Genomic DNA, 17,631 nt, shown 5'->3' with positions numbered 1-17,631 from the left:
TTTTTATTCGGTAATAACTTGAATGCTGTTTTTTACGTTTTCGGCAATTTTTCGTGCCTCAACAATATCTTCATTTACTATAGTAACATGCCCCATTTTTCTAAACGGACGCGTTTGTTTCTTACCATAAATGTGAGGTGTTACACCATCCATAGCCATAATATTTTCGATGTTTTTATAAACCACATCTCCGGTATGTCCTTCTGCTCCCACTAAATTGACCATAATACCGTTTAATTTATTTGCAGTATTCCCTAATGGTAAATCTAAAACGGCTCTAATGTGTTGTTCGAATTGAGAGGTGAAACTCGCTTCGATGGTTTGATGACCCGAATTGTGAGGCCTTGGAGCGACTTCGTTAATAATAATTTCGTCGTCTTCAGTCTGAAACATCTCTACAGCTAATAAACCCACGTGATTAAAAGCATGTGCAGCTTTTAAGGCTACTTCGGTTGCTTTTTTAGTAATATCTTCGCTAATTCGTGCAGGACAAATTACATATTCTACCTGATTGGCTTCTGGATGAAATTCCATTTCTACCACAGGATATGTTTTAACTTCTCCAGATGGATTTCGTGCAACAATCACTGCCAATTCGTTTTTAAACGGAATCAGTTTTTCTGTGATACAGGCTACATTAGGTAAATTTTCAAGGTCTTTTAATTCACGCACAATTTTTACGCCTGTTCCATCATATCCAAACTGAGCACTTTTCCAAACAAAAGGATAATCTAATCCACCGTTAGAAATGGTATCTTCAATCTCAATGGTGTAAGCAAATCGAGAAAATGGTGCTGTTGGTAAATTATGGTCTACATAAAATAATTTCTGCGTTGCTTTATTCTGAATGGTGCGTAATGTTTTAGAAGACGGATACACGCGTACACCTTCTTTTTCTAAATCTTCAAGGGCATTAACATTTACATTTTCAATTTCGATAGTTAAAACATCAACATGTTTCCCGAAGTTAAAAACCGCATCGTAATCCATTAAATCACCGATTTGAAATTCGTTACTACCCACTTTGCAAGGGGCCTCTTCACTAGGATCTAAGACACAAGTGTGAATGTCGAATTTTCTGGTTTCATTAAGTAGCATTTTACCTAATTGACCACCACCTAATATTCCTAATTTAAAATTTGAAGAAAAATAATTCATTATATTGCTTTTTTACTCGTGTTTTAGACGTGACAAAAATACGTTTTAATATGAAATTAATTCTAAAATTAAGAAATCAATAGTATGAAACCTTTTTCTAAAATTAGATTATAGGTCTCATTTGATTATCTTTGCCAAGAATTAACGAAAATCAGGATATTTTATGATTAAACTTCATGACAAATATTTTAAGCCATTTATTACAGCAAAGCAAATAGATGATGCTATTACTAGAATGGCAGAACAAGTAGCTGTCGATTTTGCCGATGAAGTTCCTGTTTTTGTAGGGGTTTTAAATGGTTCGTTTATGATTGTAAGCGAGTTTGTTAAGAAATATCCAAACCCTTGCGAGGTTACTTTTATTAAATTAGCGTCTTATGAAGGTGTGAAATCTACAGAAGACATTCAGCGTTTAATAGGTTTAACTCAAGATTTAAGTGGGCGTTCAGTAATTATCCTTGAAGATATTATAGATTCAGGGCGGACGTTAGCCGAAATTCATCGTATTTTTAAAAATGAAAACGTTAAATCGCTTACTATTGCGACCTTATTTTATAAACCAACAGCCTATAAAAAGGATTTCAAACTGCACTATGTCGGTATAGAAATTCCAGACAAATTTATAGTTGGTTTTGGTTTAGATTACGATGGATTAGGTCGGAATTTACCAGAAGTATATCAAATAAAAACAACTCAACATATGACAAATTTAGTCTTATTTGGACCTCCAGGTGCAGGTAAAGGAACACAAGCAAATTTTTTAAAAGAAAAATACAATTTAGTACATATTTCTACTGGCGATGTATTTCGTTACAATATAAAGAATGAAACCGCTTTAGGAATGCTAGCCAAATCTTTTATGGATAAAGGCGAATTGGTTCCAGATAAAGTTACTATTGATATGTTGAATGCTGAAGTTGAAAAAAACGCCGGTGCTAACGGATTTATTTTCGATGGTTTCCCAAGAACCAACGCACAAGCAGCAGCTTTAGAAGAATTAATGAAGAGTAAAGATTCTGAAATTAATGCCATGATTGCATTAGAAGTAGAAGACCAAATATTAATAGAACGTTTATTAGAACGTGGTAAAACTAGTGGGCGTTCAGACGACGCAGACGAGTCTATTATCGCGAACCGTATTAAAGAATACTATTCTAAAACAGCGATTTTAAAAGATTACTATTCTGCACAAGACAAATATTTTGGCGTGGACGGTGTAGGTTCTATCGAAGATATTACAGTGCGTTTAAGCCAAGTAATCGATAAGCTATAATTGAAATATTTCAATTAGATTTTTATAACATTTTAAAGACTTCATATAAGAAGTCCAAGTAATTATGACTGAAGGAAATTTTGTAGACTATGTGAAAATCCAATTAACATCCGGGAACGGAGGTAAAGGATCTACGCATTTACATCGTGAGAAATATATTACAAAAGGAGGTCCCGATGGGGGAGATGGTGGTCGAGGAGGTCATGTTATTATTAGAGGAAACGATAATTTATGGACTCTTTTTCATTTAAAATTTAAACGTCATTTACGTGCGGGTCATGGAGGACATGGAAGTAGTGGACGTAGTTCTGGTGCCGATGGGGAAGACGTGTATTTAGATGTGCCGTTAGGAACTGTGGTTCGTGATACTGAAACTGATAATATACTTTTCGAAATCACAGAAGTTGGAGAAGAGCGTATTGTGAGCCAAGGAGGAATGGGTGGTCGTGGAAACTGGCATTTTAAAAGTTCCACAAACCAAACGCCTCGTTACGCACAACCGGGTATGCCATTAGAAGAAAAATATGTGACTTTAGAGTTGAAACTACTTGCCGATGTTGGTTTAGTAGGTTTCCCTAATGCAGGGAAATCAACGTTATTGTCTGTAATTACTTCAGCAAAACCGAAAATTGCAGATTACGAGTTTACGACGCTAAAACCTAACTTAGGTATCGTTGAATATCGTGATTTCCAAACCTTTGTAATGGCCGATATTCCTGGTATTATTGAAGGTGCTGCAGAAGGAAAAGGATTAGGATATTATTTCTTAAGACATATAGAACGTAACTCGACGTTACTGTTTTTAATTCCTGCTGATGCCGACGATATTAGCAAGCAATATGAAATTTTATTAGACGAACTTAGACGTTATAATCCTGAGATGTTAGATAAAGATCGTCTTGTTGCTATTTCTAAATGTGATATGTTAGATGATGAGTTACAAGCAGAATTACGCATGGAACTTGATAAAAATTTAGGTGTAGAATATATCTTTATTTCATCGGTTGCCCAACAAGGGATTACAGAATTGAAAGATAAACTTTGGAAAATGTTGAACGTTTAAGTCGAAGTTTTTCAATATAGAGTATAAAAAAAGGAGCTGTTAAGGCTCCTTTTTTTGTTTGTAAAGTTTTCTATGAGTTAGTTGTGGGATGCTGAAACGAGTTCAGCATGACGCTAGTTTGTAATTTAAGTTCTAATTTTAATTAATGCTGTTCGTCACCCTGAATTTATTTCAGGGTCTCATTCGAGTAATCACATTCGAGTAAGTGGTGGGATGCTGAAACGAGTTCAGCATGACGCTAGTTTGTAATTTAAGTTCTAATTTTAATTAATGTTATTCGTCACCCTGAATTTATTTCAGGGTCTCATACGAGTAATCACATTGGAGTTAGTAGTGGGATGTTGAAACGAGTTCAGCATGACGCTAGTTTGTAGTTTTAGTTCTGATTTTAATTAATGTTGTTCGTCACCCTGAATTTATTTCAGGGTCACACCTGAATAATCACATTGTAGTTAGTTGTGGGGTGCTGAAACGAGTTCAGCATGACGCTAGTTTGTAATTTAAGTTCTAATTTTAATTAGTGTTGTTCGTCACCCTGAATTTATTTCAGGGTCCCATCTGAGTAATCATATTGGAGTTAGATGTGAGATACTGAAACAAGTTCAGCATGACCTTAATTAATGATTCTAGCTTTCTTTTTAACTACTCTACCGAAATGCGAACTCCTTCACTATGACTACTAAATTCAGGAGCATACATGCTTTGAATGGTCGAAACGCCGTTACTCATTTTTCCGGCGTTATTTACGCGTAAATCGTATTCGAATACATATACCCCTTTTTGGATGTTATCGAAAAAGAAGTGCATTGCCGCATCTTTTGTACTTTGGTAGTAACCCAATCCATCTTGCCATTTGTATTTAGAAATAACGTCTATGGGTTCTAAACCGGAAGCTCTCATATCTTTCATATGCAGAAACTCCATATCACGGTCTGTTTTTAATGTGATTCTTACTCGAATTAAATCACCTACTTTTAAAGTGGTTTCAGAAATAACTTCGGTTAATACTTCACCTGTATCAGTATTAGATTTAAGGAATAACTTTTTGGTTAATTGTAAAGGGGTTTCTGCGGAGGTAATGGCATCTAAATCTTCAAAATATTGCCAGTACAAACTTCCCCAAGCCATACCCTTATCTTTTTTAGTTAAGGTGATTTCTGACAATTCAGGTGTAATCTCATCGGCAGTCCAAGTGGTTTTAAAGTAACCTGTGCCTGCTTCAACTTTAGTATCTTTTAATTTATCTTCAGGAATTGGTTGTCCGCCAACCGTGATATCTAAAGATTCTGTAACCGATAACCAGTCGCTACCTTTTAATAAAATAGCATATACAGCATCTGTGGTAGATTTTGTAGTAGACCAACGATTGGTCTGTTTGTTTTTTAATAACCATTTTGTTAAATTATCTATGGTTTTCGTGTCCTTTTCAATTTCCGAAAAGGCTTCAATTAATAACGATTGAGTTTCGATTGGCGATTCGTACCAATACCACGATGCTGTGTTGGCTTTCCAATACATACCCAATTCATTATTGGTGATACTATTTTCTTTTAAAGATTTAATAATGGCAGTTGCAGTTTTTTTATCTCCTGAACGCTGCGCTATTAAAGCCATTAAGCCTTTGTTATATAACGAACCTTTTGTCCAATATGTTTTAATTTGAGTGCTATAATAATTAATGATATTTTGAAGCTCTTCAGAAGGTTTGTTTTCAGAATAGAAACTCCTCATATATAAATAATGCAACTGTATGTTGTTTAAATGATAAGCGTCATAATCTGGTTTTGCATTGTATTTAGCAATGTCTTTATAGGTTTCTATAAATTCGGCATCGGTGAATTTAAGAGCCTTAGATATCATGTTTTTCGAATCTTTAGTATCTACACCCAAGTGTTGTAAATGTCCGAAACCTGTAACGATATGTTGTGTGATGTATCTGTTTTCGCGTCCGCCAGCAAACCAAGGCCAAGCGCCAGAACCTAACTGATTACTTTCCAGTTTTTGAAGCGTGACTTGCATTTTAGCACTCATGGTATTCATATCGAATAATAAGCCAATACGTTTCTTTTGCTCCGTTTCACTTTGGGCGTCACGCAGCCAAGGCGTTTCCTCAATAAGAATCGATTTTAATTCGTCGTTCTTCTCAAGATTACTTATCAACGCATCTTTTGAAGCCCATAAATTAAATACCTCTTGAATCCTCGGATTAGAATTCACTATGTGACTCGCTAAGGCATTCCCATAAAAACGAGAAAATATTTGTTCGTTACAGTCAAACGGATACTCAATAATATACGGTAAGGCTTGAATGGCATACCAAGCTGGATTAGACGTAATCTCTAAAGTAAGTTTGTGATGTTTTAATGTCTTAGACGTGTTGTTTTTTAATTTATCTAATTGGAAGGTACGCGATTCATTGCCGTTTACCCACATGGGTATACTTTCGGTAACCAACATACGGTTAGATAACACGGGTAAAACATTTTGCTCACCATCGCTAAATGTTCCTGCTTTGGCAATGATTTTATATTGCACAGCATCGACAGTTTCTGGAATTTTAAGAGTCCAAGAGACTTGTGTATTGTTGTTGGTGTCTACAGTAAAAGATTTTACTGCATTTGTGTTTTCTAAATTTATATCTATAGGTGCATTGGTAACCGCATCGAAAAGTTGTAAAATGGCTTCACCTTCTAATTGTTTGTCAGACAGATTTATTATTTTACTACTAATGGTAATTGCATCGCCATGACGTAAAAATCGAGGAGCATTTGGCTGAACCATCAATTCTTTTTGAGTTACGGTTGTTAATGTGCGTTCTGCACTTTGCATAGTCGATGTATGCGCCAAAAGTTGTAGTTTCCATTGGGTTAATGCTTCAGGCGAAGTAAAACTAAAACTAACTTCGCCGTCGCTATTGGTTTGTAACTGTGGAAAGAAGAAAGCGGTTTCTTTTAGATTTTTTCTGATTTTTACGTCGTTAAATTTAGAACCGTTTTTGGTTGTAATGATAATGACGCCGTTTGCTCCTGCAACTCCATAAAGAGCAGTTGCTTCATTTGGTTTTAAGACTTCAAGCTTTAAAATGTCGTCTTTATTAAGATCATTTGTTTCAGAAACTACGCCATCAATAATATAAAGTGGTGCTATGCCTTCGTTATCTTCTGAACCAATACCACGAATAGAAAATGGTACTTGTACCTTTTCCATTACAGTTTCATCAATTTCCGTTTCATTGGACACATTTTCTACATCAGAGACTGACCCAGTTATACTTTTTTTGCGTTGAGTACCATAACCCATTACCACAACTTCATCTAAAGACGCACTATCTTCTGCCATGCGAATTACAAATGTGTTTTTATGATCTACATTAAATTCTGAGGTTAAAAACCCAATATAACTTAGGGTAATAGTGTCTTTATCATTTGCTTTGATGACGAATTTTCCATCAAAATCGGTTTGTGTGCCTTCAGTACTTCCTTTAATAACGATGTTTACACCTGGAAGAGGCGAGCCCATAGCGTCTAATACTGTACCGTGAATATATCCTGCGGGAATAGAATCATTATACTCTGCTATATTTTTTATTTGAATACGCATTAAATATTGCCTATTCGCCCAATTGTTTCCGTTGAAATTAAAACCAAATGCATCTAAGGAATCAAAACCTTGAGGGATTATGTTTAAGTCTGATATATTAAAATTTAAATTTGAATAATTAGTCCCAAAGGCCTCGTTAGCTCTCCAGTTGTTGTAAGAATAATACATAGGTTTATAAGTCGAGTTTATACTCCAACTGTGCGCAATAAACTGATCTAAAGAAGTATCGTACATGCTTGCAAGAACTTCTGCCGTTACCTTTTCGCCTTGAGGTCCAGATATTTTAAAACTCCATGTTTCTTTTTCTCCCGGCTGTATTTTGTCTCGGAATGTTTTAGTTTCAATCTGTAAATCTGTTTTCGGATAGGGTACTCTTATATTTACTGTGCCGGTTTTAAACGTATTAAAGACAGCATAGCTATAATGAATTGCAAATCCGCCTAAATCTGATTTCGATACGGGAATCTTAATTGTTTTCTTATCCTGGTTTAGGGTAATAGTATGTCGCTCAAAAACCTCGTGATTCTTCTCAACCTCTAAAGTAATAACTATGTTTTCTGCAGCAGAAGCTAAGGTTATTTCTGCAACATCATCAGGATTATATTCGGACTTATTAGTTTTTATTTCAAATATTCCATGATCTGAAACAGTTTTATCATCTAAGCTATATAACTCAAAAGGTGTTTCATCTTCTATAATCTGATTATGTTTGTCTTTACTTTCAAAAATAGCCGTGTATTTTCCTGATTCCCATCGCCTTGTTTTATTAAGAAGAATCGATTTCGTATTTGCCGTATTTATAGTCTCTTCTAAAACAAGAGTTCCTTTTTTCCAATTTTCAGGTTTGTCTTCATTGGTATAGGCCTCGTTAGGGAAAAGTGAGTTAAAAGTGGTTTTATCAATAACTTGATAATCTGGTGCAGACCATGGGCGTTCACGTAACACCTGATTTGGAGCTTGTAATTTATATATTTTTAGAGTTCCTGTAACAGGTGTAAATTGTCCATTTAAATTAGTTGTATATATACTAATTTGATTGGTTTTAGCTTTTTTGTCTAATTTGTTATCAACCTGTAATTGCACTTTTACTGTGTGGTAACCTACAGAAATAGTAGTTGAGGTAGAACGTGTTTCTCCATTAATATCTGTGATATCGGCTGTGACTTCATAACGAAAAACAGGTAAGTCTTTTTTACTGAAGTCCAGGTTAGCTATCGCTTTAAAATGGATTTTGAAATTTCCAGAATCATCTGTTTGGCTTTCTCCATGCGCGATTTCTTGCGGTTCACTGTAATTTATAGGTTGCGTTCTGTAATACCTATATGGTAAATCTACCATCCGTTTTACGCGATATACAACATTAGCGTTTGTAATGTTGCTCCCTGTAAATGCAAGCGCTTCTCCGTTAATTGTGATCGAATCGTTTACGGTATAGGTTTCAGTTACAGGCTTGAAATTAGCTTCAAACGTTGGCCGTTTATAATCTTCTACATTAAAATAAGCTCTAGAAAGCATGTTAATGCTATTAGAACCTGTGTTTATTTGAATATGATACTGTCCGTTTAAACCTGAGTTTGGCAAGATAAACTCCCCATGAATTGAACCAAATGCATTCGTTGTAAAGCTTTGTTTATTGACTTCTTCGTAATTATTATTGTATAATGTGGCGGTTACATTTTTGTTCTCTAAAACGGCATTCACCCCATTTTTTGTTTTCATACCAATGGCTTTAAAATACACGGTTTGGCCTGGACGATATATACTTCGGTCGGTAAAGACAAAGGAATTATAAGTTGTTTTGTTAGTGTTTTTCTCTCTGTTATCGTAATAATTTAAATAAAAATTATCGAAATAGGCTGTGTCATTTCCAGTATTAAAAACTAAATCAAAACGTGCATATTCGCGTCTTGTCGTTTTCCGAATTTTTACATTTCCGTAGGCATCGGTATATTCTTTTTCTGTTTTTTTCTTAACGTTATCGAATCTGTAATTTATAGTCACTTCAGCATTAATAAATGGCTTTCCCATATTTCTATCAATAGCCTGAAAAATAATATATTTAGAATTTTCTTTTCTTACAATCGCAATATTAGAAACCTGTAGCGTTGTGTATTCTATAGTTTTTGAAGCAGTATCTGTAATCGTAATTAAGTAAATACCATTATCAAATTCGGGAGTTATAATCTCGGTTTTGTGTTCTTGGTAGTCGTTTTCGGTTTTTAAATCGGCTGTCCACGTTTTATTAAATTGTAAGGTACTTGCAAAACTGTCCTTGTCTTTTGTGGTATAATAGTCATTGAAGGTTTCAAATGCATTATGACTTATTTTTGCAGCTTTAAAATCTAAGTGCTCAGTGTTTTTATATGTGATTAAGAATCTAGATTTAGTACAGGTAGGTAGTATTAATTCGTTTCTAATAGAAACTTTAGGACGTAATATTTCTGATTTTAAAAGTTTACAGTGTTCTGCTATTTTACTGTTAGGAAATTTAGAAATAACAGAATCGCACAACGCTAGGGCGTCTTTTAATTTCCACCTTACCTCTGTATTCGATTCTGGACTGTAGCTGTCTCCTTGGGTTTTTATCATTTTGGCTAGTTCGAAATCGTAGTATGCACTTGCCAATGTATTGTTATACTTTTTACTGTAATCACGTAAGACTTGCATAAATAATTCGTCAGATTTTTCGAAAACAGCTTTGTCTTTTATAAATAATAAGCGTTCGATATCTACAGTTACTAAGGCTTCTGTGTTTTTATCTTTTAGATGAAAAATGATTAAATTTTGATAGATTTTTAATGCCTGAAATTCTAGCGACAATGAGTCCTTTGTTTCTAGTTTTGATTTAGAAAACTCATGAGCAGGACTTAGTAATTTGGAGTCATCTATTTCAAATTTATAAGCAGGTTTAGTAATGTTACGATCTGTGCTTTTAAAAAAGGCTAGTGCATTATGGTTTAGTAAATCGTATAGTGTTGGACGAAAAATTTTAGAATCTTTCTGTTCTAATAATATATCGGAAAAATCATCTATAGGAGTTTGTTTTAAGACCGTTTCATTAGCTAAACTATTTTGAAAATGTAACTGAATATCTTCATAAAGGGTGCTTAAATCCCAAGTTCTAAAATCAGTTTTATCTATTTTTTCTTCAGTTCTCGTCCGGTTGTAAAACTTATAGCGGTTTTGCTTAAAGTAATCCCAATATAAATTGGCCAACATGCTTTCTAATATGTTTTTTGTTGGCGCTTTGCTTTTGGCTATTTCAGATTTAAAGTTGTTTATAATACTAAGTTGAGCGTCTTCTTCGAGTACCAAAGCAAATTTGCTCTTGTACAACATCGACTTAATGTGCTGAGGTTGATTGTTGTATTTAATTGCAAGTTTGTCAATATTTTCAACCTTCTCCAATGCCGATTTTGGTAAATCTGTAAGCTCTAATTTTTCGACTTCATACCATAAGCTTTCAAAATTGGGTTGTTGTGCCAGTATGCTATTTGTGAAAATTAGGCTTAAAATTAGGGGCTTTATAAATTTCATATCGAGATATTGGTTAATGCGTATGCTGTTTGATTATTAGGTTGAAATCAAAAACAGTTCCAATTTGAGTTTAAATGAGAAAGTTACTCTTTTTTTAGTGGTTTGTGTTTTAAGAATTAGATAAAAGGAAGCGATTAATCGTTATTTTTGCGTTATGAAATTTCGTTACGTTTACTCTTTTGTAATTCTTTTAGGACTTCCGCAGTTGCTGTATTCGCAAACGCGTTTCTCTGAGGCGCAGACGTATTTTGATAAAGGAAACTACACTAAGGTCATTTCAATTTTAGAACCACTAACTGATGGATTCTCGGAAGACCAATCTAAGTCGGTCGAATTGTTAGGCGATGCCTATAGCCATACAAAAGATTGGGATGCTGCAATTACTCAATATAAAGGTTTAGTTGATTTATATCCTGAAGTTGCTAATTATCATTATAAATATGGAGGAGCTTTAGCAATGAAAGCTTTATCGGTAAATAAACTTATGGCTATTCCGTTGATTTTGGAGGCGAAATCAGAATGTATTGAAGCCTCAGAATTAGATGCAAATCATATAGAAACCCGTTGGGCTTTAGTGAAAATTTATATGGAATTACCCACTGTTCTTGGTGGGAGCACTTCAAAAGCCATAATGTATGCCAACCAATTAGAATCATTGTCTAAAGTAGATGGCTATCTCGCAAAAGGCTATCTCTACAACAAAGATGAAGACTTTAAACAAGCAGAACAGTTTTACAAACAAGCTGTAGCTATTGGCGGTTCGAAAACCTGTTATATGGCTCTTACTGAATTTTATTTAAATCGAGACCAGAAAGATAAAGCTATTGTTGTTTTAGAGATGGGGTTTGAACGATTAAAAGCCGAAGAACTTCAGCAAAAATTAGAAGAGATTACCCAATAATCTTTCAGAAAAACGTACTAAAACGTGTATATTTACGGTCTTCAAAATAAGTTTATGAATGTACATTTTATAGCCATTGGCGGAAGTGCGATGCACAATTTAGCCTTGGCCTTACATAACAAAGGATATCAGGTAACAGGAAGTGACGATGTGATTTTCGAACCTTCTAAATCAAGATTACAAACAAAAGGATTATTACCGGAATCTTTCGGGTGGTTTCCAAAAAAAATTACAACCGATTTAGATGCTGTGGTTTTAGGAATGCATGCCAAAGCCGATAACCCGGAGTTGTTAGAAGCTCAAGAATTGGGGATTAAAATTTACAGTTATCCTGAATTTTTATACGAACAATCTAAAAATAAAACGCGTGTAGTTATTGGTGGAAGTCATGGAAAAACAACAATTACCTCAATGATTTTACATGTTATGGAATATCATGACCGCGATGTCGATTATATGGTTGGTGCGCAATTAGAAGGTTTTGATGTGATGGTAAAACTTACCGACGACAATGATTTTATAGTGTTAGAAGGCGATGAGTATTTAAGTTCGCCTATAGACCGACGGCCTAAATTTCATTTGTACAAACCAAACATTGCCCTGTTAAGTGGTATTGCTTGGGATCATATTAATGTGTTTCCAACGTATGAGAATTACGAAGAACAGTTCCAGATTTTTGTAAATAGTATAGTAAGCGGAGGAAGCATTACTTATAATGAAGAAGACGAAGCTGTAAAACGTGTTGTTGAAGCGTCTGTGAATCCGATTAGAAAATTACCTTATCATACACCTGAGTATACTGTTGAAGATGGGGAAACCTTATTAGAAACAGCAGAAGGTCCGTTGCCAATCGAAGTGTTTGGAAAGCATAATCTAAATAATTTGGGAGGTGCAAAGTGGATTTGTCAGCATATGGGAATTGATGAAGACGATTTCTACGAAGCCATTTCTACATTTAAAGGGGCAAGTAAGCGTCTTGAAAAAATAGCGGAAGGGCAAAATAGTATTGCTTTTAAAGATTTTGCACATTCGCCAAGTAAAGTGGAAGCGACTACCAAAGCTGTAAAAGAACAGTTTGAAAACAGAAAACTAGTAGCATGTCTAGAATTACATACCTATAGCAGTTTAAATGCTGAATTTCTAAAGGAGTATAAAGGGACTTTAGATGCTGCCGATGTCGCTGTGGTATTCTATTCTCCGCATGCCGTAGAGATTAAAAAATTAGATACTGTAACCGAAGCACAAATCGCTTCAGCTTTCGAGCGAGACGATTTAATTATCTACACCAATCCAGAAGATTTTAAAACCTTTTTATTCGAGCAGAATTTCGAGAATACATCCTTGTTATTGATGAGTTCAGGGAATTATGGTGGGTTAGATTTCGACGATGTGAAGTCTCTGATTAAATAGATTCAAGAACAAAGATTGCTTCGCTTTTAGAATCAAGAATCAAGAATCAGGAAGATAGGGCTTTGTTTAAACTACCATTAAATTCAGTTTTAAAAAATATAACAAAGAAGCGAGATTTGGATAATTCTAAATCTCGCTTTCTTTATGCCTAGAATTGTATTCTATTTACTGTCGTCGGTTTTAGATGAATCATCAGAATCTACATCTGTTTTTACAGGTTCGATAAATGGTTTTTCTAAATTCTTATTTAAAGGTTCTTCAGTAATAGGTGCTTTAAACTCATTTTGAAACGATTTAAAATTCAAATTTTCAGGTATATTTCTCACATTTAAATCACGTTGTGGGAACGGAATTTCAATGCCTTCTTCTTTAAATTTGTTGTAAATATTAATAGAAATATCACTTTTAGATTGCATACCAATTTCGTAATGTACCCAAAATAATAATCTAAAATTTAGCGAGCTATCCCCAAAATTGCTAAAAAGCGCTTTGGGAGCAGGGTCTTTTAAAGTAAACTGATAATCTTTTGCAATTTCAGTAAGAATTTCAAGGACGCGGTTGGGATCTGAATCGTATGAGGTTCCGATTAAGATTTCGATACGTTTAATATTGTTGGAGAGTGTCCAGTTTATTAAGTCGTTAGAAATTAAATTGTTATTGGGTACTACTACTTCGGCGCCATCGAAGGTGCTAATGCTCGAAGATCGCACACCTATGCGGTTTACAGTTCCTAATAAGTTATTGACTTCTACGGTATCTCCTGGTAAAATAGGACGTTCAAAAACTAAAATTAAACCAGATACAAAATTGGAAATTACTGTTTGTAATCCGAAACCAATACCCAAACCTAAGGCTCCTGCCATTAAATTAAATTTGCTTAAATCGATACCTAATGCACCAAGGGCTAAAACCGCACCAAATGCCATAATAAAATATCTTATAACTAACGAAATAGCTGCAGGAATTCCTTTTGGTAATTTTAAGAGACGAAGAACACCATCGCCATCATTTATTAAAAATGAAATGATTTTTGTTATCGTATATGTTAGTATTAAAGTAAAAATAAAACCTAGAATACCTTCTAGCGTAAAGGTTAAACTACCTATTTGGTAGGGTTCTGTAATCGTATCCTGAATAATATCAATCATGGGTCTTAATACATCTAAAATATTAAGAAAGTATAATGTCCAAATAATTGCAATAAGGGTTCTAGTAACTTTTAAGGTTATTTTTTCGATATCCCAGCGTTCTGTAGGGATATACGTTTTTTTTACTCCAAAATGACGGTTTATTAGCCCTAACGAAATGCCATTGAAGACCATTAATAGACTGTAGAAAAAAGTAGTGCTTATTCCACTTTGTGTACTAATCTTTAAAGTGATATCCGTTAGATTAGTATATCCGAAAATATTAGAAATTATAGAGATTATACATAAAATATAGATTACCGGCGTTAAGCGAATGAGTAATTTTCCAAAACCATCTATTATTAATTTTTTGGTTTCTAGATATGGATTTGTATATCTGTAAAGCATATAGATTAATAGTGAAGCTTCAAATAAGATATAAATTCTGTAAACCGAAGACGAAAACCATATATAAGATTTAGTGGCATTTATTATAAAGAATATAATGACAAAGAAAATAATGTCTTTAAATTTCTTGTGCATATAGGGTTTTATTAACGGGACAGCACAGATAAGTATAAGAAGCGTAGTTATATCTATAAATAACTTAGGTGTATTCGAGAACATCGATTTAGAAACCAAAAGAGATAAAAACACTATGCAAATGGTGCTTTTATTTAGAATAATGTCCTTAGCTTTTTTATAGGTTTTTGATCTTTCTTTAAACGGAAAATTCAAATATCCAGCTTTTAATCGCGTAATAAAAAGGGTTATAATACCAATAAAAATGAAGTAAAAAAAGAGTACCCCAGTACGATCTCTTAAATAGTTGTACGTAGTGGAAATATTGTTTTTAATAGATTCTACATCGTCGCTTTCACTTGGTACTTCGCTTTCTCCGGTAAAAGAGATGTGCCATAACGCTGCGTGGCGTTGATGAAAAATATCGTAAACATCGGAGTTCTTTAATGTCAACAACTCATCCATTACTTGCTCTATAATGCTAATTTGTTCGTTTATTTTAGTTTCGAGTACGAGGTAGTAGTTATTGTTTTTAAGAATAGCTGCTTTAGTATCTTTTGTTTTCTCCCATACAGTATTAATTGACGTTAAAATTTCTTCAGGAGCACTGGTGTCTAAAGCATCTTGATAACTTAACCCCCAAATTTTTTCCTTATTAATAATATCGCTTACAAATCTTGAATTACGAACTTGCTGATCGTTTACAGAGGTTTGCCATGCCGTTAATGTTTTTTTATAACCGTTCCATTTGGTAATAAGGTTGTTTATTTTTTGAAGGTTGGGATTAGCCTTCATAAAATTTTCGACCGTATTAGATTCCTGTAATATAAATTGATAATGCTTGATATGCGCAGAATCAATTTTTATTATGCTAGTTGGAATTTGCGTTTTTTTCTGAATTAGCTTAAGTTCACTATTCGCATTGTCTATTTCCCGAACAAGATTAACAGAAGAAATCGCCTTTAGTTTCTTAACGCTTAACGAATCTAAATTTTGAGAACTAGGTTCTATGCCATTAAGTAAATCTGTTTGTGCATTGATTGTGAATACAGATAAACACAGTAATAGTGATAAGAAGTATTTTATACGAAGACTGTTAAGTTTCATGTTGGGCGATATAAATTTATATTATAAATATAGTTTTTTAGACGTTTATGTTAACCTAAAATTAAATAATCCGGTCTAAAAAGGGCGTAATACTTGATTCGTTTTTCGAGATTAATTGCTGCTTGGCAATGTCTCGAGCTTCTGGTGTTTTATTTTGCGATAGTTTAAACTTTCCTTCCCATTGCCGGATGTCTATTTCAAATCCCTTGACGTAATTAACAAACTTATCCATGCTTGGGTTGTTGTAATCTAAGACGTAAGCCTGTTGTGAGGCTTCTAAAAACGACGTCATATCGACCATAGATTGCTTTACTTCATTTTCATTTTTAATTTCAGAAACGGTTCCTTGTAAGTGCACTTTTATATAGTTCCAAGTAGGCAGTTCTGCTTTTTCGAAAAGGCTAGGAGAGATATAGCAATCAGGACCCGAAAAAATTATAGTAACAGGTGTGTTCTCTTTTAATAAGGATGCATGTGGATTACTTTTATCAATATGACCTATCAATTTTCCTGACTTGTAAATAAGTGGTAAATGCGTAATAAATGGTAGATTGTTTTCTACAGAAATAACCGTTGCTAAGGGATATTGCTTAATCACTTCAATCATGCGATCTTTATTGTCGTCTTGATGAATATTTGGAGGATAACTCAATGATAAAATTATTTAGTTAGACATTAAATTGGGTTAAATGATGATCCAAATGTTTGTATTGCATTTGACCCCATTGTTCGGGTGTAAAATAACCAAAAAGTGGATGATTAGGCCAAGTTTTTACATCGGTTTTTTTAGAAAAAGTTTCTATACGTAGTTTTAAGTTTTTTTTCTCTTCTAAGAATATTTGTGGCGTTGTTATTCTAAACTCTTTTGCTGTAGGTAAGTTTTGTTTCCAAGGTTTGTCGTTAAATAATAATGGTTTATAAATAGATAGCATTATTTTTTGAAAAAAGTTGAGTTTCGTATGTAGAACCTGGTTGCCTAAAGCAATATCTAATGGGCCTTGACAATGTTTTAGCATTTGCCCAACATCCATCTTTCCCCACTTGGCAATATTGGTTTCCGTTAAATTATCGAGTCTCCTCAGAATGGTCTCTGCAGATTCAATATTAAATAAAGTGTTCATTTTCAGTGGTTTTAATTGTTTCAGAAATTTACAATTTTTATATTTATAGTATGTTAGATAAAAAGATTCCTTTTTCAATTAAAAATTGGTCGCAAGACGATCGGCCTCGGGAGAAGTTGCTTTATAAAGGTCAAGCAGCTTTAAGCGATGCAGAATTGGTAGCTATTCTTATAGGAAGTGGCAATCGCGAAGAAAGTGCTGTAGATTTATCCAAGCGTATTTTAGGTAGCGTAGATAATAATTTACGGGCTTTAGGAAAATTATCTATTAAACAATTAATGACATTTAAAGGGATTGGAGAAGCGAAAGCCATAACTATTGCTGCGACTATGGAACTCGGTAGAAGACGAAGAGGAGAGGAGGCTGTAAAGCAAAATAAAATCACCTCGTCTGCCTCTGTATTTGACGTTATGCAACCCGTTTTAGGAGAACTACCACATGAAGAGTTTTGGATTATTTACCTAAATAATTCCAATACCATACTACAAAAGCAACAATTAAGTAAAGGCGGCATTACGGGGACGTTAGTCGATGTGCGCTTAACCTTAAAAATGGCTTTAGAACTAGGAGCAACAGCACTAATTTTGGTTCATAATCATCCTTCAGGGACTTTAAAACCTAGTGTGGCCGATAAACAAATCACTCAAAAACTAAAAACTGCTGCTTTAAGTTTAGACATTAAAGTGCTAGACCATATAATTATAACCGAACGTGCGTATTTTAGTTTTGCAGACGAAAACGAAATGTAAGATGCTTTAAGTAGTGTTATCTGTGTTCTTAACTGTAAAATCATTACTTTTATTACTTAAAAT

General features: G+C 34.0%; 10 protein-coding genes. 5 read left to right on the top strand and 5 right to left on the bottom strand.

Annotation, left to right across the window (positions count from 1 at the left end):
- Positions 1 to 3: 3 nt before the first annotated feature.
- On the bottom strand, positions 4 to 1,158 hold the full coding sequence (locus ACFFVB_RS15295) for a 5-(carboxyamino)imidazole ribonucleotide synthase (protein WP_382384092.1): 1,155 nt from the start codon (positions 1,156 to 1,158) through the stop codon (positions 4 to 6).
- Between the two features lie 163 nt (positions 1,159 to 1,321).
- Between ACFFVB_RS15295 and ACFFVB_RS15290 the strand changes: the two genes are divergently transcribed.
- Positions 1,322 to 2,431 carry an adenylate kinase gene (locus ACFFVB_RS15290; RefSeq protein WP_382384091.1) on the top strand — a complete coding sequence of 370 codons (1,110 nt, stop codon included), beginning with the start codon at positions 1,322 to 1,324 and terminating at the stop codon, positions 2,429 to 2,431.
- Between the two features lie 64 nt (positions 2,432 to 2,495).
- On the top strand, positions 2,496 to 3,494 hold the full coding sequence (gene obgE, locus ACFFVB_RS15285) for a GTPase ObgE (RefSeq protein ID WP_382384090.1): 999 nt from the start codon (positions 2,496 to 2,498) through the stop codon (positions 3,492 to 3,494).
- Positions 3,495 to 4,136: 642 nt separating this feature from the next.
- Here the strand turns inward: obgE and ACFFVB_RS15280 are convergent.
- Complete coding sequence (locus ACFFVB_RS15280) at positions 4,137 to 10,631, bottom strand: alpha-2-macroglobulin family protein (protein WP_382384089.1); 6,495 nt, start codon at positions 10,629 to 10,631, stop codon at positions 4,137 to 4,139.
- Positions 10,632 to 10,785: 154 nt separating this feature from the next.
- Here ACFFVB_RS15280 and ACFFVB_RS15275 point away from each other — a divergent pair, with 154 nt between their 5' ends.
- Complete coding sequence (locus ACFFVB_RS15275; RefSeq protein WP_382384088.1) at positions 10,786 to 11,532, top strand: tetratricopeptide repeat protein; 747 nt, start codon at positions 10,786 to 10,788, stop codon at positions 11,530 to 11,532.
- Between the two features lie 54 nt (positions 11,533 to 11,586).
- Entirely contained in the window at positions 11,587 to 12,942 is a 1,356-nt protein-coding gene (locus ACFFVB_RS15270) for a UDP-N-acetylmuramate--L-alanine ligase (protein ID WP_382384087.1), read from the top strand.
- Positions 12,943 to 13,103: 161 nt separating this feature from the next.
- Here ACFFVB_RS15270 and ACFFVB_RS15265 read toward each other — a convergent pair whose 3' ends face one another.
- The 3 genes from ACFFVB_RS15265 to ACFFVB_RS15255 all read right to left on the bottom strand — a co-directional run bounded on the left by ACFFVB_RS15265 (position 13,104) and on the right by ACFFVB_RS15255 (position 16,819).
- Positions 13,104 to 15,698: a mechanosensitive ion channel family protein gene (locus ACFFVB_RS15265; RefSeq protein ID WP_382384086.1), complete on the bottom strand. Its 2,595-nt coding sequence runs from the start codon at positions 15,696 to 15,698 to the stop codon at positions 13,104 to 13,106.
- Positions 15,699 to 15,759: 61 nt separating this feature from the next.
- On the bottom strand, positions 15,760 to 16,350 hold the full coding sequence (locus ACFFVB_RS15260; RefSeq protein WP_382384085.1) for an FMN-binding negative transcriptional regulator: 591 nt from the start codon (positions 16,348 to 16,350) through the stop codon (positions 15,760 to 15,762).
- Positions 16,351 to 16,366: 16 nt separating this feature from the next.
- The gene (locus tag ACFFVB_RS15255) at positions 16,367 to 16,819 is read right to left on the bottom strand and encodes a DUF1569 domain-containing protein (protein ID WP_382384084.1); all 453 of its coding nucleotides are present in this window, start codon (positions 16,817 to 16,819) and stop codon (positions 16,367 to 16,369) included.
- 50 nt (positions 16,820 to 16,869) lie between these two features.
- Here ACFFVB_RS15255 and radC point away from each other — a divergent pair, with 50 nt between their 5' ends.
- Positions 16,870 to 17,568, top strand: a complete 699-nt coding sequence (gene radC, locus ACFFVB_RS15250) for a RadC family protein (protein ID WP_382384083.1) — start codon at positions 16,870 to 16,872, stop codon at positions 17,566 to 17,568.
- Positions 17,569 to 17,631 lie beyond the last annotated feature (63 nt).

The organism is Formosa undariae (assembly GCF_042427615.1).
Taxonomy (GTDB): Bacteria; Bacteroidota; Bacteroidia; order Flavobacteriales; family Flavobacteriaceae; genus Formosa; species Formosa undariae.
The sequence above is the reverse complement of the archived record's forward strand: the minus strand, read 5'-3'. Positions and strand labels throughout refer to the sequence as shown.